The sequence below is a fragment of the Bacillus sp. bc15 genome, assembly GCF_900142585.1.
GTDB lineage: Bacteria > Bacillota > Bacilli > Bacillales > Bacillaceae_G > Bacillus_A > Bacillus_A cereus.
In genome coordinates, this window is record NZ_FRBJ01000002.1 from 550,990 (window position 1) to 572,239 (window position 21,250).

Below are 21,250 nucleotides of genomic sequence, written 5' to 3' on the forward strand. Positions count from 1 at the left end.
ATTATTTTCATTCTCTTCACTTAGATTTTCCTTTTTAATAAGACTTTTTTAGATGCTATCTTCAAACAAGGTAGCATCTAAAAAATGTTAAAAGGAATCTCTCCTTAGTATCTTCTTATACTCGATGTAGTTTGCATACTTGACCTTTTCTACGTTCTTTAATTACTTACTGAATATAGTCATACAGATTTTTCGCTAACAATAAACAAGTTACTGTAATGAAAAGGGCACGAACATACCCGCTTCCTTTTTTTATAGCAAATTTGGAGCCAACAATCCCTCCAGCAATTTGAGCAATCCCCATTATAAAACCATATGCATAGTTTACTTGCCCTACATACATAAACATCAACAATGCACCAACATTACTTCCTAAATTAAGAAGCTTCGCATTACCTGCTGCTTTTAAAAAATCATATCCAATAAATAAAAGAGAAAACATTAAAAACGAGCCTGTTCCAGGACCTAGAAATCCATCATAAAAACCAATAGCAAAAACAAAGAAAGTAAAAATAATGACGTGTCGACCAGACAATTTCTTATGAGTGGAAATACTACCCCAATCCTTTTTGAATATCGTATAAATAGCGACCGCACCAAGCATAATCAGCATCAATGGCTTCAGTACTTCTGGATTCATTAAATGGACGGTCCATGCCCCTATTATGGAACCTATGAAAGTGAGCGGAACTAATTTAAACGCCGATTTCAAATCAAGATTACCAGAACGATAAAACACAATATTACTAGTTGCACTCCCCATTGTCGACGCTAGTTTATTCGTAGCTACTGCACTTGCTGGATTCAGTCCTGTAAATAATAAAGCTGGTAAAGCAATGAGTCCACCACCACCTACAACTGAATCAATAAATGCAGCTACAAATCCAAAAACAATCAAAATCATTAATACAGATGGGTCTAAATAAAAATCCATACTATTAACCTCCCCTTTAGTCACTATTCGAATAGTAACTAATAATTTGCTAAATGTAAACAGTTATTGTAACGTTAAAATATAAAGTGAAACTTTAATCAGTGGGGCCACTGATTATTAGTTGAACCAATCGGGCTTTTACGGGCAGCCCGACCCCCACCTAACTTCTTTGCTTCCGCTGAATTTTGAGGTGGGAGTCTTACTGCCCGTTAAAGCGGGATAAAAGCAAACATCGGAGGACGAAAAAAGTGGACTACATAGTGCAACAGCTTAAAAAAATTGGTTTCAATGAATATGAAGCTAAATCTTATGTATCTCTTGTTAAACAAGGGCCTGTCACAGCCTACCAAGTGAGTAAGGATTCGGGTGTCCCAAGAGCGCGAATTTATGAGATTTTAGGTAACCTTGTAGAAAAAGGAATTGTCATGAAGGAAGAAATAAATGACACCACTCGCTATTCACCTCTACCTGTTGAAATCTTTTTACAGAAGGCACAAACAGAATGGCAGTCTACTTACGAAGGAATAAGTGATTCATTAAAAAAACTAGAAACTTCCGAGGAAAAAACGGATAATCGAGTGATTACTTTAAAAGACAATCAAACAATCATTAGCTATTGTCAGGCATTAATAAAAAAAGCAGAACGACGTATTGTCATTTCAATGTGGGATGAGATGTATGAAGCGTTAAAAGAAGATCTATCTGAAGTAGCTGATAAAGTTACAATACAAGGTATTACCCTGCATGTTGAAAACCCAATTAAAAATCTAGAAGCCCATCGCATAACACCTTATACAGAAACCTTGTCTACAGAACATTGGTTTATTGTATCGATAGATTCTAAAGAGATGATTTATGGACCATCACTTGAAGAGCGTAATATTGCTTTTTATACAGATGACCCCGTTCATATATACTTATTAGAGGATTATGTATGGCATGATGTTTTAGTAAATCGACTTGTCCGACGTAGCCAAGATGACTTGCAGCAATGGATTACTGCAGAGAGAAGATCTTTCTTTATGGGGAAATGAGGAACATATTCAAGAGCAAACCAAAAGATTTGCGTATTAAACCTAACAACTTCTCCGTACAAAAATAGCCGACTATTATATAATAAATATTCGGCTATTTTTGTATAAATTTATACAGACGCTGCCATTACCCCAGCGATTAATGAGATAAACGCTTCTCCCACTCTTTTACCTTTTCAATTGTTACATCTAATTTTTTAGCTATTTCTTCTACACTCATTCCTTTAAAGAGCATTCCAGCTGCCGAAAGTGCTTTATCAATTTCTTCTTGCTTCTCTTGCTCATATAAACGACCTACTTTTGTCATCCGTAACCACTCCTTTACCTTTTTCGCGTAGTCTTCATCAATAAATTTATCTGTAGCTACAAGAATCCCAGCAATAACTTGAATTTGTTCTTGCTCATCGGAGATACACTTTGCTACTTCTATCGTTTTTTCAATTAAAATTTGTCTTTTCTCTCTACTATGCATAAGTGGTACAAGTATTAATTTCATGGTTTCTTCATCCGTCAAAGATTTTCCTTCTTCCATTTTTCTAATAATCTTTTGAAGAATGGCATCACCATTGTATTCATTTAGTAAAACCGCTTTAGAATTTAAACGTATACTACATACATCTATTTCTTCTATAGGATTCATTACCTCACTTGTATAAATAACTACGATTCGAATATCCGGTAACTCTTTCCTCTTATTATAGTAACGATACATAATTTGATTCGCATAATCCATATACTTCAAATGGTTTTCGAGGAAACGGGTATTACTTTCATACTCTAACATTAAAATTGAACCATCTTCCATTTCAAATAAAGTATCTGAGCGCCTTTGATCTGCACGAACTCTCGAAAATTCATTTAGCAACAATTCTTTTATTCTTGGATAACCTTTTAACCCATATGCTTCAAGCCCTTTATCCCTATAACATTCACTTAAAAACTTCATCAGAATATCTTTATTATGATAAGAAATATCATTCCCTGCCAATAGCTAATCCCCTTAACTATTAGTTACCATTTTCTTTATTATATAACTTATAAAATTAGCGTTACAACTTTCGTTCACATGCACATGCTATTTTCAAAACACCTTCCTCTCACTACTTCTCCCTCTCCACAAACCGCCCAAACTCCTTCAAAAACCTCAGCTTAAAACTACCAACAGGCCCATTCCGATGCTTTGCCACATGAATCTCCGTCATCTCTTTCTGCATCGTTTCCTTATCGTAATAATCCTCACGATACATAAGCATAATCACATCCGCATCTTGCTCAATCTGTCCCGTCTCTCTTAAATCTGATAAAAGCGGACGCTTATCTTGCCGCGACTCTACAGAACGGGATAATTGCGACAGCGCTACTACACAAACATTTAAATCACGTGCTAATAACTTAAGCTTACGAGAAATCTCACTAATCTCTTGAAATCGATTGCCCTTATGCTTCGAATCACCCGTAATAAGCTGCAAATAATCTACAATGACTAAAAGCTTTTTATCACCGTGTTTCCGCTTTAGCTTACGGGTTTGCATCCAAATATCTTGCACCGTAACACCTGCATTGTCGTAAATCTCAAATGGCAACTCACCAATCTCCGCAAACGCCTTACTTACCTTCTCCCAATCTTCCATCGCAAAACGATGCTTCGGATTTTTCAGCCTACCTCCTGACACTTCGCCTACGCAAGAAGCCATCCTTTTTAACAATTGCTTACTACTCATCTCTAACGAAAACAATCCAACCGCCGCTCCAGACTTCGCCGCATGCAGTCCAACATTAAGCGCAAACGCAGTCTTCCCCATAGAAGGACGCGCACCAAGAACGACAAAATCACCTTCCTGCAATCCGCACGTCATTTTATTTAACGATGTATAACCAGTCTCAATACCAGTAATCTCCTTTACATCTTGATGAAGCTCCTCATACAAATCAACTAACGCATCCTTCAAATCAAACTCACATACAGAGTCTTTCTCCTCTAACTCACAAAGTGCCGTAATCGTCTCACCGATAACTTTCTCACTCTTCTCCGCAATAAGACGCTCCCCCATCTTGTGCCCGAGAACACCAGCCTGATACATTTTCCACGCACCTCGAACAAGCCCCTCATAATAAGAGAAATTGCTAGTAGTAGGCACACCATCCATTAACCCTATAAAATACTCCATTCCCCCGATCCCCTCTAAAAACTTCGGATCTAGCCTAGAAATGAACGTCACAAGATCAATCGGTTGCCCCTCTCCTTCCATCTTTCGCATTAACTGAAATATAGACTTATGTACTGACATAGAAAAATAATGCTCCGTCAAACGGCACTCCTTAATAAGCCCTCCATCAATTAATAGAGAACCTAACACCGTCTTCTCCGCCTCTACATTTTGAATACTCATGGCCGCCACCCGCGCTCCGCTAAAAAGCGCTGCAACTCTTCCTCAGATGGCGCATTCTTCTCCCACTCCTCACACCTCGCCAAAAACTCCTCCGTCTCCCCCGTACTAACAGACGACTCCTTCTTCCTAAAGTTCGCCGTATCTGCCTCAACCTCACACAATTTCGTAAACCCTTTCCCGTGCCAGCCTCTCAAAATGCCCTTCACATAAGCAACCGTCCGCTTATTATTCTCAAACGCAATTTGAAGCGCCTTCAGCACAAGCTCCTCTGACAAATCTTCCATCCACGCACTCAGTTCCTCTACCGCATGAGGGGACAAACTACCGAAATGTTGCTCATAAAAAGAAAACACACGACTTCCCGTTTCTTCCTCTATAACCTCTTCTCCATCTTCTGTCTCCTCACAAACTGGCTCAACATCATCCACAGCCAAATCACTCGGCATACCGAAATGCGCTAAAAGCATCGGAACACTCAGCTCCTCCTCAGCGCACTTCTGAAGAAACATATGTACAAACTCCTTATTCTTCACACCCTTAAGCTCACGTAGCACACACTTCTCCACATTCGTATTCGTCACAGGATTATAACGAAGCCAATTCAAAACGAATAACTCCCGAGTCTCCGCATCATAAAGAATCTTCCCATAATCAATGAAGCGCTGCACAAGCTTATCAACAGTCTCCCGATTATAACCCGTCTCCATCTCCGCTAACCGCTTCGGAAAAGGAAAAATCCCACACTGCGTCGTCTTCGAACAAGTTAACAAATAAACATAAAAATACCGCTCCTCCGGCGTCAAATCCAAAACAAAATCATCCTGCCAAAAATTCACCTGCACAGTACGATACACCGCCATCCTAATTCCTCCCGTCTCCGTTCAAAAGTAAAAGCCTCTTCATAATATATATGGGAGACTGGCTGGGTTTTTGGCGTGTTATTTTAAATTTTTTTGACTACTACTACTACTACTACTACTACGGTGTTTGTGTTTGTGTTTGTGTTTGTGTTTGTTTTTGTTTTTGTTATGTTTTTTCTTAGTGATTTATTACTTGATAGGGGCTTGTAAGGGGCTTAGGAGGGGTTAGTTATCGGTTACTTCGATTAAGAAAACTCGATCGGAGAAGCCACCTCGTTCTTTTGCTTTCTTTTTTCGGATGTTGTTAATTTCTTCTAATGTTGTGCCTTCTTGTTCGGCTAGGGCGTTTATTAGTTCTAGTAGGTCGGATAGTTCTTCTAGTTTATCGGGTTTTGTTTTTGCTTCGATATATTCTGTTAGTTCTTCTTGTGTTTTCTTGCAGAGTTCTTTTATGTATTCGTCTTCGGGTAGGATTCTTGTTGTGGGTGTTTTTCCGTTAGCTTTTATGATTTGTGGGATTTTGTTTCGGATTAGTTTGTTGTAGGTTGGCATGGGATTTTCCTCCGTTTGGTTTTTCTTCTATTATAATGGAAAAGCAGTTTAACTGGTTGTTAAACTGCTTTGTTGCTTCTTATTAATTAATATCAATTTTTTCTACTAACATTGCTGGAATACTAATTTCGCCACCCATAGTAGATTTATAAGTATATATACCTGCAGATTTCCCCTTAACAGTAACATTATCTTTTTCTAACACTCTTGAATTTAGAATGTCACTTTTATAAACAACGTATAATACTTTATCGTAATTTCCATTAACCGCTACTCTTAATTGCGTCTCGCCTTTTCCTTCCATTACTTGAAGGACTTTCCCTGTAAATTTAGCTTTCTTTCCTTTAAACTCATCCGGTGTTCTGGCTAGTTGATCATATGTAATTCCTGTTTCATATCCAATTCGCTCTTATTCCTCTTTTGCCGCTTTCTCCGCTGCTGCTTTCTCTGCCGCTGCTTGTTCTGCTGGCCTTCTCCGCTGCTGCTTTTTCCTCTGCTGTTAACTCTTTCTTCTGTTCAGCTTTAGCTGGCTTAGCCTCAGTTTGTGCTTCTTCTGTCTTTTTCGTACCCTCAGAAGTTACACCAAATAAAATAAACATTGCTACTACGCCTATTCCATAGAACTTTAGTACACTTTTTCTATTTCTTTTTTCTTCTGATCCCCATCTAACTACTAATTGAGGTTTAATAATCCCAATAATTAATGCTATTAAGCATACAAAAAATAATAATGCAAATAAAGTATTCAAATCGCTTATCCCTCTCATCCTTTTATTTAATTACGATTAATTTCATTCAAACTATATATTCCCATGTTTTAATATTTTTTCAATACAAAATCATTTGATTGATTTGTCAGATAATACGAATTAACACTTATCAAATGAACTACCTGTAAAAATACTTATAAAGGAAATAAACGGAAGGATTTGTATTACAGTGATAATCAATGAAAAAAAGAATATAGCATCATATCGAAAATAGTTTTTAGTCTTAATAAAATAGAAAGACAGCTTCCCCATTTTATTACTAATAGGGAAACTGTTTACTTACAGGCTATATTTTATTGATTGCTTCTTTTATATACTGTTCTTCCTCATCCGTAAAAAGAGCGGGGAATTCGGCTAATGGGATTTTTGATTGTTTGATTATATCCTCTATATCACTTTGAGGTGTATCAAGATAGTTCGTTACTTCTTCTATTACATTGAAAAATTCCTTCAAGGTAACTTGAACGTCATGATGACTCGGATCCTTCTCCTCTTTCTTATACTTTTTCAACTTTCCTATCACATCCATAAAACGCCGATCAAACCTTTCTTTTAATTCCTTATTGTTATAAAAAGCTTGAACACTCTCTTTTAAAAAATGTTCCTCTAACCATTCTTTATTTTCTTTCTCCCATATAAAAGTTTGAAGAAAAGAAGAAAACAAAGCAACATCCACTCGTTCTTCCTTTTGAAACTTCTTCGTCATCTCATCCATATGCGAAAGCACCTTCGCAATTCTTTCTTGCTCCGCCAAAAGCAATTCCCTTTGAAAATGCATCTGTCTTAAAAAATCTTTCGTCTCTATATCACGCTGCAATATAATATTTTGAATTTCACCAAGCGAAAAACCGAGATGCTTAAACGATTGAATTTGCTGTAGCACATACAAATCATCTTTCGTATATAACCGATGCCCACCCTCAGTATAATCGCTTGGCTTTAATAAATTAATCTTGTCATAATAACGAAGCGTCCGCACCGTAACATCCCCAACACCTGCAAACTCACTAATCATCCACGCCATATCATCACCTACTTCACTAACTTCTTTCTCACATATTGAAGCATATGAGAAAAACTCATCTCATTCTGCCTACAACATTGAAATAAACCTACAACAAGTAATAAAAAAGGAACATTACCTCGATTTTCATACTCGCTAATACCATCATAGAAGTACTCATACTTTCTTTTTCGTAAAACAATATAAATCGCAATAAACAACACTGTAATCATAGCGAAAAATCGCTTTCCCTTTATCTCCACTTCTTGTTTCATCACCTATTCTCCTTCCACGACATACTTATCTTCTTTAAATAGAGGAATTCGAATGAAATAACGATATGGCTCGTCGCGTATTACTTTCCACGCAACAAAGATCACTTGAACTACCTCAAAGGCAAACACAATCCAAAACAAAACATCACTAATACGCGAACTAATATTAAATAGAAGAAAGATTAACAAATGAAAGTTGAACGCCTTTCGGCAATGGTATTTGTACACTTCATTTTTACGTGCCAGTGTGATGTACATAATTAGTGGTGAGAAGATTCCTATTGTGGCTGAGAGTAGTAGCATGATGATGGTGTTTCTTTTTTCTTTTGTGGTGGTTTTCATGAGTGGTTTGGTCCCCCTTTTTGATTTGTCTTCTTTAAGTTAGGGGGTGACGTTGGGGGAGATGCAAGGGGAATTTTAATTTAAAAACAGCAATACTTATTTCAGCGTTGCTGTCCTTCTTTCAAAATATGTATGAAGACGATATTCACATATCTCCTTCGTCCATTCAAATAAGATCTCTTCATCTTCTTTTCTAACATCCATATTTAGAGAAAATAATTTTCCATCAAATGATAGTAAACCTTTCGAGCTACCACTCCATTTTGTCATTGGCATTGTAGCAATTAATTTACTAACTTTTTCTTCATCATATTCCCACATACGTTGTGCTTGCTTGTCACTAAAATCTATTCGCTTGCGATATTCTTGTTCCATTAAAAACTGATGGAAGAATGGTGCAACTTCTTGTGGTGAGATAGGATGGTACCATTCCTCTTTTCCGCGTTGTAACATCGCTAACAATAGTAGCATTTTATAACTTTTTGCCATTCCTGTTTTTTCAACTTCTTGCAACCACGCTTCACAATGTAAAAACACTGTTTTTTCAAGTTCTGTTAATTCATCATTCCATGCTAAAAAGCCAACATATGATTTAAACTCTTGGCGATATTCTTTACTCTCTTCTATACCAAGTTTATGTAATTCTAAATATGCAGGTCGACGTCCAAGATCCATTTTTACAGTTTGATAGCTATGTTGCAATTTTTCTTTTCTCGGCATTTTCTTTTTCAGTAATTCATCTAATAACTGCTTTGCTTCTAATTCAAATTCTACTGTACATCCATCTGGCAATATATTTTGTGTACCATTTCCTTTCGTCTTTCCATCATCAACTCGAAGCATTTGCATTTTTATATCTGCATTTCGATAATTTGCAATTAAATCAATTACAACACAATACTCCTTATGCTCATGCAATCGTAAACCACGACCAATTTGTTGCGTGAAAATTGTTAATGATTCTGTTGGGCGAACAAATAAAAGTGTATCGACAGATGGAATATCAACACCTTCGTTAAATAAATCTACTGTGAAAATAGCATCTAGTTCATTATTATCCAGCTGTTTAATCGCATCTTCTCTCGAAATATGTTTTGTTTCCGAATGAAGTGAAATTGTACTATAACCGTTCTCATTAAAATATGTAGACAAAAAGACTGCTTGCCTAATACTAGAGCAAAAGACAATTGTTCTAGTTTTCTTATATTTCTTCCAAGCTTCTAAAATATTTAGGGCAATTTCCTCTCTTAACTGAATTTGCGTAAGTTCCTCACGATCATACTTATTGCCTATCCAACGTATTTGTGAGTAATCGGTATCATCATGTACTCCATAATAGTGAAAAGGAGATAACCATCCATGCTGAATCGCTTCCATAAAATCAATTCGATATGCAACGTTCCCATCACAAATCGAATAAATATCACGAAAATCATTTCGATCTGGTGTTGCCGTTATTCCCAATAAGAAGTCAGGGTTAAAATAATCTAGCACTCTTTTATAACTGTTAGCTGCAGCATGATGGAACTCGTCTACAATAATAAGATCAAAATCATTAGGTGAGAAGTTTTCTAAGTGACGCTTTCTACTCAACGTTTGAATAGATGCAAAAACAACATCCTTCTCGCCTTCCTTTTTCTTTCCATTATAAATCCCCGTAGTCTTATTATCGATTACACGTAGAAAAGATTTTTCTGCTTGATTTAATATTTCTTCTAAATGCGCAATAAATAAAACTCGCTTAAAACGTTTTGCAAAAAAAGCAGCTAAATAGGTCTTACCAAGTCCTGTTGCCATAACAACCATCGCTTTGTTGTATCCTTCTTCCAGTACATTCTCTAATTGTTCCAATGCAGGTAATTGTGCAAAGCGTGGTGCAATCTTTGTTTCATATACAGCTGATTCCTCTAATTCAATTTCTACTCCTGATCTCGCATTATAATCCTCTTGTCCCGAGGGAATCATCATTTCAATCTCTTCTTGCTTTGTCCAAGTTCGGACTAAACTCGAATGAGTTGTATGAAATTCTTCATACTCTTTACGATATTGTTTAATTGTTTCTATATTGATAGACTGAGTTGCTTCATTCATATGAATATGTAAAAATTGATCCATCGCCTCCGAAAAAGCTTCCTCTCCAACACTTTCTTTCACAAGCAAGCTCCATTCCACCCCACTTGTTAACGCGGAACGAGACATATTAGAAGAACCAACAATCATAACTCCGTCGCTCTCACGCTCAAATAAATAAGCCTTCGGATGAAATGATTTCCCAGCACTCCTCCACAGTCGAATCTCAATATCAGGATGAATTTCATACAATTTCTCTAAAGCACCTGGTTGCGTAATATACAAATAATCTCCTGTACAAACCTTAATATCTACATTCTTTTCGGCTGCTTTCCGCAAAAGAGGGGCTAAGACATCTACCCCCGATTTCATAACAAACGAAGTTAAAATATATATTGATTTTGCATCATCCATATAGCGCTCTAGCTTATGGATCAAATTATTCGTAACGAGCTGTACATTAGTCATCATGTACCTCAACTAAAAAAATTCTCTCCTGAAAACCACCACGTTTTTCAGCCTTCTGTTTACGTACCTGCTCAACAGCCTCTAACGTTACACCTTCATATTGTGCTAACGCATTCACTAGCTCTAATAAATCAGCTAATTCTTCTACTTTATGTTCTTTACTTTCAGCCTCTAAATACTCAGCTAACTCCTCTTGTGTTTTCTTACTCACTTCTTCTATATATTCTTTTTCATCTAGTATTCTAGTTGTGAATGTTTTTCCATTATTCTCGATAATTTCTGGTATGCGATCTCTTACTAATTTGTTGTAGGTTGGCATTTGAATTCCTCCATGGCTAATATTGTAACTTTTTGATTATATTATACAAGATTTAGTACTTTTCTTTCTATTTGCATACAATAAATATTTAAACAATATATTATAATTCAATAAATAAGGCCATATCAAAAACATACTCTGATGTTAGTTTGATACAGCCTTATCTTGCATATAGATATTACTTTAAAAACTCAAACTTCTTTTTATTATTTTAAAGTAATAATATTATTGAACTTTTAATCTACCTACAAAACATTACTATCCTTTAAATAATCATAGAGCTTATTATCCACCGATTTCTCCATAATCATATTCATCGTAACAACCGGCAGTTCTTTTCCATTTTTATCTTGCATTTCAGTTTGTTCTACACTTGTTTTATCAGGTCTCGCTTTTCCTAAATAGTAAAAGTCGCTTCCCTCGTCATCATCTTTTTTCACAAAAATATGGACGTCAATATTATTTTCTTTAGCATCAATAATTGTTTGAACTTCCTTCGATTTTAATGTTCTATTACTTCTTGTATACCATTTAAGAACATCTTGATTAAGGAATTCATCACCATAGTTCACACTCGATTCTACCTCATCGTTTTTATGATATGTGACAAATATTGGGCAAGTACTGTATTTGGTTTTATAGCCATACATAGTTGAAGTCTCATCAATGTGCCAATTTAAAAGTTTACATGCATCTTTTCTTGAATATTTTTTATATATAGTAAGGTTACTATCACACTCATAGTTTTTGTTTTTTTCTTTCGCACTTTTAATGATGTCCATTACCATGTACTTGAAGTATTCATTCTGTTCTAAACTTTCTCGGATTAGATCATTAAACATGTACTTATTATCTTCTTGTAACGCGAGAATTGGCTTTTCACCATATTTTTTCTGGTTATTCTGTGTGAAAAACGATAACTCAAAAACCCGCTGCACAGAAGTAATAGTAGCATCATCTGTTAAGCAATTAGATTCTTCAAGTTGTTTTATATACTCATCCTTATCAACTTTTTCTTGCTTTAATAATAAGTCTAACAAAACGATTTCGTTTTTACGTTTTCCATTTAATACTTCCAATGAAAACATCGTTAAAACTTTATTTTCGTACTCTGTTAATGCAGGGAGATCCTCTTTCATTTTCAATAAAAACTGATAATAGTTCGAATACCCTTCTACAAGTACAACTGGATCAATAGAATGGTTTACGATAAAGTCATATAGATATGGAATTCTTCCTATTCTATTTTTCAACTCACCAAAAGCTTCCTTTAATACTTTCATAGCTGTTAAATTGCTTTCGTTAATTGCTTTAAAGATCTGCTTTTTCGCTATCTCTTCAAAGTTAACTGTTGAAATACCTTTAATATAACTCGTGTCATTTGTATATCTACGTATATTATCTTTATTTTGTGATTTATCTCCGGAAAGGGCAATCGGAATTAAATAGTTGTTTTTATAGTTTCCAATAAAATCAATGATCGTAACAAAATCTTTTGAATCGTGTTTTCGAAGTCCACGCCCCAATTGCTGTATAAAGATAATACTCGATTGAGTTTGTCGTAACATAACAACTTGATTCACACTCGGAATATCAATTCCTTCATTAAATATATCCACCGTTAAAATATAATCAAGTACGCCATTTTCTAATTGATTCACGCGCAATTCTCTTTCCTCTTGGGAATGATCTCCTGTTAATGCAAATGTGCGAAAACCTCTATTATTTAAGGCATGTGATAATTGTTCTGCCTCATCTTTTCGGCTGCAAAACATTAGTCCTGTTACTTTCTTACCAGAAAAACCGTAATATTTTACTTTTTCAACTATATGATCCACTCGTTCTTCCGTAACAAGCTTAGATAAAACAGTAGTGTCATCTATCTTTTCACCATTATATTCAAAATCAGTAACTCCAAAATAATGAAAAGGACAAAGCATATCTTCTTCAAGTGCTTCTTGCAATCGAATTTCATAAGCAATGTTGTAATCAAATAGCTCATAAATATTAAAATTGTCTGTACGTTCAGGTGTAGCGGTCATTCCCATTAAAAATTTCGGTTTAAAATAATCAATGACTCTATGATAAGAACTAGCACCAGCTTTATGAACTTCATCTATTAAAATATAATCAAATAACCCAGGATCAAATTGATGTAAATTTTCTTCCTTTGAAATAGTCTGGATTGTCGCAAATAAATATTTAGCATTTATTTGCTTATTTGATCCTGATAAAACTCCAAAGTCCTCATCGGCTCCACCAAGAACCTTTTGAAAATCTGATTTTGCTTTATTTAATATTTGCTCCCGATGAACAATAAATAGCATCCGTTTAGGTGCAAAATTTCTAACATCAAATGCCGAAAGATATGTCTTACCCGTTCCTGTTGCGGAAATAACTAATCCTTTTGCTTCTCCAGCGTCTCGAATAGCTTGTATTTCTTGTAGCGCAGCTTGTTGCATTTTATTTGGCGTAATTTTCAACGCTTCTTCAATTGCATTATGATATTGACCAGGTAATTCTATAACTCGATCTAGCAACTTATTCTCTGCAACTTGTTCATATATTGTTTCGTAATTTGCAATCAACTCTTCAGTTAATACTTGAGAATGCTCCCAGACTTCTTCAAATTGATTTTTAAAATGCTGTACTATCTCTCCATCTTCATGCGATGTTAACTTAACATTCCATTCATAGTTTACCTTTAAAGCATGTGCAGTCAGGTTTGAACTACCAACAATTAATGAACAATGTGTTTTGTTATCAAATATGTATCCCTTTGAATGAAAACCAGATAAATTTGTTAATCTTACTTCTACATTTTCAAGTTTCATTAACTCTCTAAACACTTTTGGTGTATTAAAATTTAAGAATGTAGATGTTAATATACGTCCTTTAACTCCTTTTTGTTTAAGATCAAGGAAATGCGATTTTAAAGTCGCCAGCCCACTTTCCGTAATAAAAGCTACTGAGAAAATAAAGGATGTACTATTTTCTAGCTCCTCCAACAATGAACTTAAAACATTTTCATTTTTTTTCGTATTGTTTACTAGTAATTTAGGCTTATATATTCCAGGATGATTATGTTTTTGATCAATAAACCCTTTATATAAAGACCCTTCTAACTTTTGAATAAAATTCTCCATATGATCACCATTTATGACAAATTTTTATACTAATTGTATTACTCACTGATTTAAAGTGCAAATTTATTACAATAAAAAAACTATCCGCCTAAAACGGATAGTTTTATCAAATTACTTTATCAGCGATTCTTTTGATAACTTCTCAATAGTTGGGATATCCGCAGGTGCCCACTCTAAAGCTGCTAGTTCATTCGGATGTAACCATTTAATTGCTACGTGCTCAGTTAGAACCGGACTTCCTTCAACAAGTTTACAATAGAAAGTTTTCAAATGAACAATACCAAAATCATACTCATAGGCTGTATAATCAATTTGCTCACCAATCTGCACGCTACAATGCATTTCTTCATCAATTTCACGCTTTAACGCCTCTTGAGGTGTTTCTCCCTCTTCTATTTTCCCACCTGGAAATTCCCACATAAGGGGTAGCGATTTAGATGGTCCTCTTTGTGCACATAAAATTTTCTCATCTTGGACAATTACTGCTCCAACAACATAAATATTTTTTTTCATTATGTCCTCCTTAAATCTCACAGAAACTCTATACTTTATGTTTCCACACTTTATAGACTGAAAAATGCCTTTTATATCTTTTAACGACTAATATATTTTTAATTAGTAAGCTAGATTTTATCTAATCCTATCTAGCCCTTTTAATGTAATTAGCCTAACACTCTCATCTCTTTTATATTATATAGAAGTAACTACAAAAATAAAGCCCGATTGAATCCTTCCCTCTTAAACCTCTTTTTTCAACATTTCCTCATACCTAAAATCACATTGCTCCAACAACATCCTACTCTCTCCACTCCCCTTATAAAAGCTCTCCCAACCCCGCTCCCTCAAAATCCCCTTCCAACTCTCACTCTCCACCATCCTCTTAATAACACCATCCCAATAAGCAACCTCTTCCTCCGTCATATCTTTCGGGCCCATAATTCCTTTCCAGTGCTGGAATGTAACGTTGATTCCTTGTTCTTTCCATGTTGGGATTTCTGGTAGGCGGTCTAGACGTTTTGGTGCGGATACGGCTAGTATTTTTATTTTGCCGGCTTTGTATTGTTTTTCGGCTTCGGATAGAGTCATGGTTGCGGCGCTGATTTGTTTGTTCATTAGGGCGTTTATGATTTTTTCTTTGTTTTCGTAGACGAAGAATTGTAGTTCGGCAGGGTTTATGCCGAATGCTTTGCTTACTTGTACGAAGGATAGGTGATCGTCGTTTCCTAGGCCTGGGGCAACGCCGATTTTGAAGTTTTTCTTGTTTTGTTTTAGTTGTTCCATGAGTTGTTTTGCGTTTTCTATGTTTGAGTCTTTTGATACGACAACAACTTCCCAATCTGATGCAAGTGTTGCGAGCGGTGTGAAGTCTTTATATGTTAGTTTACTGTGGCCTAGTAGGTTGTTCGTTATGAGTAAGCTTGAGTTAATCGCCAGTACGTGACCGCCTTTTTGTTTCGTATATTTCCATCCGACATCACCGCTGCCACCTACTTTGTTTGTGACTGTGATTGGTTTTGTGAAGATTTTTTCTTCTGTTAGTGTTTTTTGCATTGCTCGTGCTGTTAAGTCCCATCCTGCTCCTTGAACGTTTGGCGCAACGATTTCTAATTTGTCGATGTTCACTTTATTCGTATGGGATTTTTCCGAGGAACAACCAGCTATTACTATTACTCCTGTCATGATCCATATACATAGTAATAATCGTTTTTTCATAGTCCTCTTCCTATTCGGTATTTTCGTTCTGGTCGTCCGATAATGCCGTATGTGTACTCTACTGTGCATTCGCCGGTCGCTACTAAGTATTCTAAATATCTTCTTGCGGTTGTTCTGGACGCACCCATTTGCTCTCCCATTTCTTCTATTGTAATTCCCTCTTCGAATCCTTTTATAATCCCTTTCACTTTTTGCAGCGTTAACGGATCCACACCTGTCGGTAAGTTTTTTATGTCTTGTGTTTGCGAAGTCCCGAAGAAATTATCGATGAGTGCTTGATTTACTTCATTGTTACTATGTAATAATTGCTTCTTTCTTTTATAGTCTTCAATGGTGCGAACGAATTTTTCTAACGTGACCGGTTTTATAAGGTAATTGCTTACGCCATTTCGAATTGCTTTTTCTAGCATATAGTTTTCATTCGCCGCTGTTACCATAATGACGTCAACGCTTGGAAAGTCAGCATGAATTTGTGGTAATAAGTCAGTTCCAATTCCATCTGGTAAGTAATTATCTAATAGAAGCAAATCGATTTCTTCCTTTTGTAGTAGTTCCATCGTTTCTTTCGCGTTCAATGCTTTTCCAATCACTTTTACGTCCTTTATTTTTAATAAAAACTCTTCCTGAATTTGCGCGACGCGGAAATCATCTTCTGCAATTGCCACCTTCAACATATGTCCATCCCCCTGTTTGTCATGTACTTTCTTTCAATGTTTTCGGAAGGTAAATTATAAAAATAGCTCCCCCATTTTTCTCGTTTTGAATTTCAATTGTTCCCTCTAGTAGATCTACCATTTCTTTCACGTTTGCTAGTCCGTAACCACGATCAGTTCCTTTCGTTGAAAATCCTTTTTGAAAAATGGTCGTTATTTTTTCTGCCGGTATTCCTATCCCGCTATCTATCACTTCAAACACAATATCGTGCCCAATATCCGTAACGAAGAAAGAAACTCTCTTCTCCTCTCGTTCACTCACCGCATCAAATGCATTATCAATTATGTTTCCAAGGATCGTAATAAGATGCGACACCTTTATATGGTCTGGTAACGGATGAAGCGCACTATCTCCTTCAATATGAAACTCAATTTTCTTCTCAGACGCTGTTCCGAGTTTTCCTAATAAAATAGCTTGTACTTTCGCATCGTGAATTTGATGGAACAAAATATGATTTTGGCTTTGATGAATGTTAGATTCTTGTTGGATAAATTCAATTGCTTCTTTGTAATGTCCTAACTGAAGTAATCCTGATAAGACGAAAAGTTTATTTGTAAATTCATGTGTTTGAGCACGTAAGTCCTCGGAATATTTTCTTACCTCAGATATCGTATTCACTAAGTTTTGCAGTTCTGTTTTATCTCTAAAACTACATACAACGCCTACCGTACTATTATTTTCGAGTATCGGTGTCATGTTTAAAATAAACACTTTATCTTGAAACGCGATTTCTTGATCGGTTTCTAGCACTCTTTCCATATTAAAATTCGGTAAAACTTTTGAAATGTGCTGCTGCATATAATCATCATTTACATGAAGCATTTCTTCTGCCGACGTGTTCATCATCGTAATAAAACCGTTTTGATCAATAGCTATAATTCCTTCTTTTATAGATAGTAGTATCGCGCTTCGTTCCCGGTATAACGCTGCGATTTCATTCGGCTCTAAACCGAGTGTATCTTTTCTGATGCTACGCGCTAAAAGGATTCCACCAACAATGCCGGCTAATAATACCGCTAAGGAAAAGAGTATAATTTCTTTCGTTCTACTCAATATGTTAGATTCAATACCTTGTATTGAAAACTCTACTGTTACAACGCCTACTACTTGATCGTAATCTCCGTTATGAACAATAATAGGTGCTTTCGCCATTAAAGCTGGACCGCTTGTACCATTTCCTTCGAGCGTATAATAACCACCAAAAGTGAGTGCTTCATAGTTATACGGGTTGTTACTCTTTGTTCCAATCAACTCAGAATTAGAATGGGAATACATAACCCCATAGCGATCTTCCACAATTACATAATCCGCACCAGCTTGCTCACGAACTTGTTCCGCAATAGATTGAATGTTACTTTTATGCTCGTTATTTTGAAAAGCCTCTTTTATAGCTGGCATAAAAGAAAGAGATTTAGATGTTTGCAGTGCTAACTGCTCCACTTGGCGCTTCGTATCAACGGACTGAATGTAAACAAATATTCCCGCTAATAGGAGAACGACAAATACAATTAACGCGATAATTAAGCTTACTATTTTCGTTTGCAATGAAACTTTGCGTGATTTCTTCATACTCCATATCCTTTGATAAAATATTCAAAACTATCAATCTCCTTTTTCTATTATTATGACAAAACTGAAAATGAAGCAACTATTAAAAATATCCATGTTCATAAAGTACAAAAAGAATAAAATTGTCATAATATTGAGATTTTATTTAAAGAACAGTACAATTCAACTACAATGAACGCGCTTTCATAATTATCATTTTATTTATAAGCAAGAGGAGGAATTAGTATGGCTCAAGTAAAATCAAACCGAGTCGCCGGCAATATCTTTAAAGGTTCTGTCGGTAATTTAATTGAATGGTACGACTGGTACGTTTACTCTGCTTTCGCCGTTTATTTTTCAGCAGAGTTCTTTCCTAAAGGCGATCCAACGAGTCAGTTACTGAACACAGCGGCTATTTTCGCAGTTGGATTTTTAATGCGCCCTATCGGAAGTTTATTAATGGGACGCTATGCAGATCGGCACGGGCGCCGGGCAGCATTAACGCTTTCCATTACGGTTATGGCCGGTGGTTCTTTAATTATTGCCTGTACACCGAGTTACGAAAGTATCGGTATTATGGCGCCAATTATTTTAGTTCTTGCCCGTTTACTACAAGGATTATCACTGGGCGGAGAGTACGGAACTTCCGCAACGTATTTATCTGAAATGGCTAGTAGTGGACGCCGCGGCTTTTATTCAAGTTTCCAATATGTAACGCTCGTTGCCGGACAGATGGTTGCGTTAGGCGTTCAAATTGTTCTTCAGCAATTACTAAGCGAACCAGATATGAAAGCTTGGGGATGGCGTATTCCATTCATTATTGGAGCGATGGGCGCAGTAGCTGTATTATGGCTTCGCCGCACGATGGATGAGTCGGAGCAATTCTCAAACATAAAATCACAAAAACGCGAAAGCGCAGGAACCGTTCGCGCTCTTATGAAACATCCGAAAGCAGTATTAACAGTAGTCGGCCTAACTTTAGGAGGTACCGTTGCATTTTATACGTACACAACATATTTACAAAAGTTCATGGTAAACACAGTCGGCCTTCCGAAAGAAGTTGTAAGCTGGATTAACTTTGTCGCACTACTTATATTTGTCGTACTTCAACCGATTGCAGGGCTACTATCCGATAAAATTGGACGCCGCCCACTATTAATGGCATTCGGTATTCTCGGAACATTACTAACAGCGCCAATCTTCTTCTTCATGGAAAAAACGACAGAACCAATCGTAGCATTTTTACTCATGATGGTCGGTCTCATTATCGTTACTGGTTACACTTCCATTAACGCAATTGTAAAAGCAGAACTCTTCCCAACTGAAATTCGCGCACTTGGCGTAGGTTTACCATATGCACTAACAGTTGCGATATTCGGCGGAACAGCTGAGTTCATCGCATTATGGCTAAAGAGCATCGGAATGGAATCACTCTTCTACTTCTACGTAGCTGGCTGTATCGCGATAAGCTTTATTACGTATTGGCGTATGGATGAGTCATCGAAAACTTCGCAGATTGAGGCGGAGCTTGGTGGGGATAAATTAGTTAACAATAAATCTAGTTAAAATTATGTATTCTATTATCTTCGTTTATCTGAAAAAGCATAATTCGTTAATATGCAATTTAAAAACCTCTACTTATATGTAGAGGTTTTTGTATGACGAAAAAACACGTAGTTCCATTGTTATTTTACAAACCCCAAATTCTTCCTCATCTTAAAGTGGAACAAATTTATTACTTAGAGTGTCTAATAAGTGTATTTCTAATATGAGTTGTCCAGATTGGATACAACATATCCCGTTTGACATCTATTTTTATGTATTACAAAAAAATGAAAGGACTTATTATTCCCAAAAGTAAAAAACATGTATTGTAATACTTTCACAGGTGAACCATTACAAGTGGAAACAAAAAAGAAATAACGCAAACTGTGACTTATCAATCATATAAAGTGAAACTTTAATCAGCGGGGGTCTTACTGCCCGGCAAATAGCGGGATAAACGTTTTGGATGTCATTTAACCTGTGAAATTTTAGCTACAGTAGTATTGTTACCTTATGTCATCTTTAATTGCATCGGTATTTAGAATACCTAGACAAAATCCATATATTCTTGAAAGAGGTTGAAAATTTATGTTCGTTTTAAACAAGTTCTATAACATTTTACATTACAAAAAGATTGTACCTGTAGTATTACTTTCATGTGTATCACTTATAGGCTGTTCCAATAGTAATGCTCAATCTGAACCACCTAAACAAACGAATCAAGCTAATCAAATTAAACAAGAAAATACAGGAAATCAATCTTTTGCTAAACTTGAAAAAGAATATGATGCTAAGCTTGGTATTTATGCACTGGACACAGGTACGAATCAAACGATTGCTTATCATTCAGATGATCGTTTTGCGTTTGCATCTACATCTAAATCATTAGCTGTGGGCGCTCTTTTACGCAAGAACTCATTAGAAGCTCTTGATCAAAGAATTACGTATACTCATGAAGATCTTTCTAATTATAATCCAATTACTGAAAAGCATGTTGATACAGGAATGACGTTAAAAGAACTTGCAGATGCTTCAGTTCGATATAGTGACAGCACAGCACATAATTTGATTCTTAAACAGTTAGGAGGTCCCTCTGAATTTGAAAAAATCTTGAGAGAAATGGGAGATACTGTTACTACTTCAGAACGATTTGAACCTGAATTAAATGAAGTGCATCCAGGAGAAACACATGATACCAGTACACCAGAAGCAATAGCTAAGACACTTCAATCATTTACATTAGGGACTGCACTTCCAACAGAAAAACGTGAACTATTAGTAGATTGGATGAAGAGAAATACAACTGGAGATAAATTGATTCGTGCGGGCGTACCAAAAGGATGGGAAGTAGCTGATAAAACAGGCGCGGGATCTTACGGAACAAGAAATGATATCGCAATTATTTGGCCACCAAATAAAAAGCCAATTGTTCTTGCTATACTTTCTAATCACGATAAAGAAGATGCTAAATATGACGATAAACTTATTGCAGATGCAACCAAAGTCGTGTTAAATACCTTAAAAGCTACGGAATAGAGGATAATAGGTTAAAAGTTTTCTATTTTAG

At 36.0% G+C, this 21,250-nt stretch carries 20 protein-coding genes; 3 read left to right on the top strand and 17 right to left on the bottom strand.

The window, feature by feature from the left end; all coding sequences use genetic code 11:
- Positions 1 to 166: 166 nt before the first annotated feature.
- Positions 167 to 934, bottom strand: coding sequence for a TSUP family transporter (locus BUA87_RS12725; RefSeq protein WP_000348458.1), 768 nt, complete (start codon positions 932 to 934; stop codon positions 167 to 169).
- A gap of 248 nt (positions 935 to 1,182) precedes the next feature.
- Here BUA87_RS12725 and BUA87_RS12730 point away from each other — a divergent pair, with 248 nt between their 5' ends.
- Complete coding sequence (locus BUA87_RS12730) at positions 1,183 to 1,968, top strand: TrmB family transcriptional regulator (RefSeq protein WP_000384620.1); 786 nt, start codon at positions 1,183 to 1,185, stop codon at positions 1,966 to 1,968.
- Positions 1,969 to 2,107: 139 nt separating this feature from the next.
- Here the strand turns inward: BUA87_RS12730 and BUA87_RS30940 are convergent, their stop codons facing one another.
- The 16 genes from BUA87_RS30940 to BUA87_RS12805 form a co-directional block, all read right to left on the bottom strand.
- Complete coding sequence (locus BUA87_RS30940; protein WP_000908110.1) at positions 2,108 to 2,956, bottom strand: RpnC/YadD family protein; 849 nt, start codon at positions 2,954 to 2,956, stop codon at positions 2,108 to 2,110.
- A 112-nt stretch (positions 2,957 to 3,068) separates the two neighbouring features.
- Entirely contained in the window at positions 3,069 to 4,358 is a 1,290-nt protein-coding gene (gene dnaB / locus BUA87_RS12740) for a replicative DNA helicase (protein WP_072939842.1), read from the bottom strand.
- Complete coding sequence (locus BUA87_RS12745; RefSeq protein WP_072939845.1) at positions 4,355 to 5,218, bottom strand: DnaD domain-containing protein; 864 nt, start codon at positions 5,216 to 5,218, stop codon at positions 4,355 to 4,357. The genes dnaB and BUA87_RS12745 overlap by 4 nt, the downstream gene beginning before the upstream one ends.
- A 225-nt stretch (positions 5,219 to 5,443) precedes the next feature.
- Positions 5,444 to 5,770: a nucleoside triphosphate pyrophosphohydrolase gene (locus BUA87_RS12750; RefSeq protein WP_071713753.1), complete on the bottom strand. Its 327-nt coding sequence runs from the start codon at positions 5,768 to 5,770 to the stop codon at positions 5,444 to 5,446.
- Between the two features lie 82 nt (positions 5,771 to 5,852).
- A complete protein-coding gene (locus BUA87_RS31815) occupies positions 5,853 to 6,074 on the bottom strand; it encodes a hypothetical protein (protein WP_253207797.1) in 222 nt (73 codons plus the stop codon).
- A gap of 88 nt (positions 6,075 to 6,162) precedes the next feature.
- On the bottom strand, positions 6,163 to 6,519 hold the full coding sequence (locus BUA87_RS31820) for a hypothetical protein (protein WP_253207796.1): 357 nt from the start codon (positions 6,517 to 6,519) through the stop codon (positions 6,163 to 6,165).
- Positions 6,520 to 6,826: 307 nt separating this feature from the next.
- Entirely contained in the window at positions 6,827 to 7,564 is a 738-nt protein-coding gene (locus tag BUA87_RS12760; RefSeq protein ID WP_000312416.1) for a MerR family transcriptional regulator, read from the bottom strand.
- Between the two features lie 8 nt (positions 7,565 to 7,572).
- Positions 7,573 to 7,818 (bottom strand): hypothetical protein, encoded by a 246-nt coding sequence (locus tag BUA87_RS12765; RefSeq protein WP_072939848.1) that lies wholly within the window; start codon positions 7,816 to 7,818, stop codon positions 7,573 to 7,575.
- Between the two features lie 3 nt (positions 7,819 to 7,821).
- Positions 7,822 to 8,160, bottom strand: a complete 339-nt coding sequence (locus BUA87_RS12770) for a DUF4870 domain-containing protein (protein WP_000859134.1) — start codon at positions 8,158 to 8,160, stop codon at positions 7,822 to 7,824.
- A gap of 96 nt (positions 8,161 to 8,256) precedes the next feature.
- A complete protein-coding gene (locus BUA87_RS12775) occupies positions 8,257 to 10,698 on the bottom strand; it encodes a DEAD/DEAH box helicase family protein (RefSeq protein WP_072939851.1) in 2,442 nt (813 codons plus the stop codon).
- Complete coding sequence (locus BUA87_RS12780; protein WP_001143692.1) at positions 10,691 to 11,017, bottom strand: nucleoside triphosphate pyrophosphohydrolase; 327 nt, start codon at positions 11,015 to 11,017, stop codon at positions 10,691 to 10,693. Before BUA87_RS12780 ends, BUA87_RS12775 begins: the two co-directional genes overlap by 8 nt.
- A 245-nt stretch (positions 11,018 to 11,262) precedes the next feature.
- Positions 11,263 to 14,163, bottom strand: a complete 2,901-nt coding sequence (locus BUA87_RS12785; RefSeq protein ID WP_072939854.1) for a DEAD/DEAH box helicase — start codon at positions 14,161 to 14,163, stop codon at positions 11,263 to 11,265.
- A gap of 111 nt (positions 14,164 to 14,274) precedes the next feature.
- The gene (locus BUA87_RS12790) at positions 14,275 to 14,676 is read right to left on the bottom strand and encodes a (deoxy)nucleoside triphosphate pyrophosphohydrolase (RefSeq protein ID WP_000739607.1); all 402 of its coding nucleotides are present in this window, start codon (positions 14,674 to 14,676) and stop codon (positions 14,275 to 14,277) included.
- 225 nt (positions 14,677 to 14,901) lie between these two features.
- Entirely contained in the window at positions 14,902 to 15,876 is a 975-nt protein-coding gene (locus BUA87_RS12795) for a tripartite tricarboxylate transporter substrate binding protein (protein WP_072939857.1), read from the bottom strand.
- Positions 15,873 to 16,550 (bottom strand): response regulator, encoded by a 678-nt coding sequence (locus BUA87_RS12800; protein WP_000921517.1) that lies wholly within the window; start codon positions 16,548 to 16,550, stop codon positions 15,873 to 15,875. The genes BUA87_RS12795 and BUA87_RS12800 overlap by 4 nt, the downstream gene beginning before the upstream one ends.
- Positions 16,551 to 16,569: 19 nt before the next feature.
- The gene (locus tag BUA87_RS12805; RefSeq protein ID WP_071713757.1) at positions 16,570 to 18,159 is read right to left on the bottom strand and encodes an ATP-binding protein; all 1,590 of its coding nucleotides are present in this window, start codon (positions 18,157 to 18,159) and stop codon (positions 16,570 to 16,572) included.
- A gap of 225 nt (positions 18,160 to 18,384) precedes the next feature.
- On the opposite strand from BUA87_RS12805, the gene BUA87_RS12810 reads away from it, so the two are divergent.
- Positions 18,385 to 19,704 carry an MFS transporter gene (locus BUA87_RS12810; RefSeq protein ID WP_016513670.1) on the top strand — a complete coding sequence of 440 codons (1,320 nt, stop codon included), beginning with the start codon at positions 18,385 to 18,387 and terminating at the stop codon, positions 19,702 to 19,704.
- Positions 19,705 to 20,271: 567 nt separating this feature from the next.
- Complete coding sequence (gene blaIII, locus BUA87_RS12820) at positions 20,272 to 21,219, top strand: class A beta-lactamase BlaIII (RefSeq protein ID WP_050842691.1); 948 nt, start codon at positions 20,272 to 20,274, stop codon at positions 21,217 to 21,219.
- The last annotated feature ends 31 nt before the right edge of the window (positions 21,220 to 21,250 follow it).

Excerpts from the sequence above, each read along its gene's own strand:
- BUA87_RS12725 (WP_000348458.1), bottom strand. The coding sequence starts at position 934 with ATGGATTTTTATTTAGACCCATCTGTATTAATGATTTTGATTGTTTTT.
- dnaB (WP_072939842.1), bottom strand. The coding sequence starts at position 4,358 with ATGAGTATTCAAAATGTAGAGGCGGAGAAGACGGTGTTAGGTTCTCTA.
- BUA87_RS12745 (WP_072939845.1), bottom strand. The coding sequence starts at position 5,218 with ATGGCGGTGTATCGTACTGTGCAGGTGAATTTTTGGCAGGATGATTTT.
- BUA87_RS12750 (WP_071713753.1), bottom strand. The coding sequence starts at position 5,770 with ATGCCAACCTACAACAAACTAATCCGAAACAAAATCCCACAAATCATA.
- BUA87_RS31815 (WP_253207797.1), bottom strand. The coding sequence starts at position 6,074 with ATGGAAGGAAAAGGCGAGACGCAATTAAGAGTAGCGGTTAATGGAAAT.
- BUA87_RS12760 (WP_000312416.1), bottom strand. The coding sequence starts at position 7,564 with ATGGCGTGGATGATTAGTGAGTTTGCAGGTGTTGGGGATGTTACGGTG.
- BUA87_RS12765 (WP_072939848.1), bottom strand. The coding sequence starts at position 7,818 with ATGAAACAAGAAGTGGAGATAAAGGGAAAGCGATTTTTCGCTATGATT.
- BUA87_RS12770 (WP_000859134.1), bottom strand. The coding sequence starts at position 8,160 with ATGAAAACCACCACAAAAGAAAAAAGAAACACCATCATCATGCTACTA.
- BUA87_RS12775 (WP_072939851.1), bottom strand. The coding sequence starts at position 10,698 with ATGACTAATGTACAGCTCGTTACGAATAATTTGATCCATAAGCTAGAG.
- BUA87_RS12780 (WP_001143692.1), bottom strand. The coding sequence starts at position 11,017 with ATGCCAACCTACAACAAATTAGTAAGAGATCGCATACCAGAAATTATC.
- BUA87_RS12785 (WP_072939854.1), bottom strand. The coding sequence starts at position 14,163 with ATGGAGAATTTTATTCAAAAGTTAGAAGGGTCTTTATATAAAGGGTTT.
- BUA87_RS12790 (WP_000739607.1), bottom strand. The coding sequence starts at position 14,676 with ATGAAAAAAAATATTTATGTTGTTGGAGCAGTAATTGTCCAAGATGAG.
- BUA87_RS12795 (WP_072939857.1), bottom strand. The coding sequence starts at position 15,876 with ATGAAAAAACGATTATTACTATGTATATGGATCATGACAGGAGTAATA.
- BUA87_RS12800 (WP_000921517.1), bottom strand. The coding sequence starts at position 16,550 with ATGTTGAAGGTGGCAATTGCAGAAGATGATTTCCGCGTCGCGCAAATT.
- BUA87_RS12805 (WP_071713757.1), bottom strand. The coding sequence starts at position 18,159 with ATGAAGAAATCACGCAAAGTTTCATTGCAAACGAAAATAGTAAGCTTA.
- BUA87_RS12810 (WP_016513670.1), top strand. The coding sequence starts at position 18,385 with ATGGCTCAAGTAAAATCAAACCGAGTCGCCGGCAATATCTTTAAAGGT.
- blaIII (WP_050842691.1), top strand. The coding sequence starts at position 20,272 with ATGTTCGTTTTAAACAAGTTCTATAACATTTTACATTACAAAAAGATT.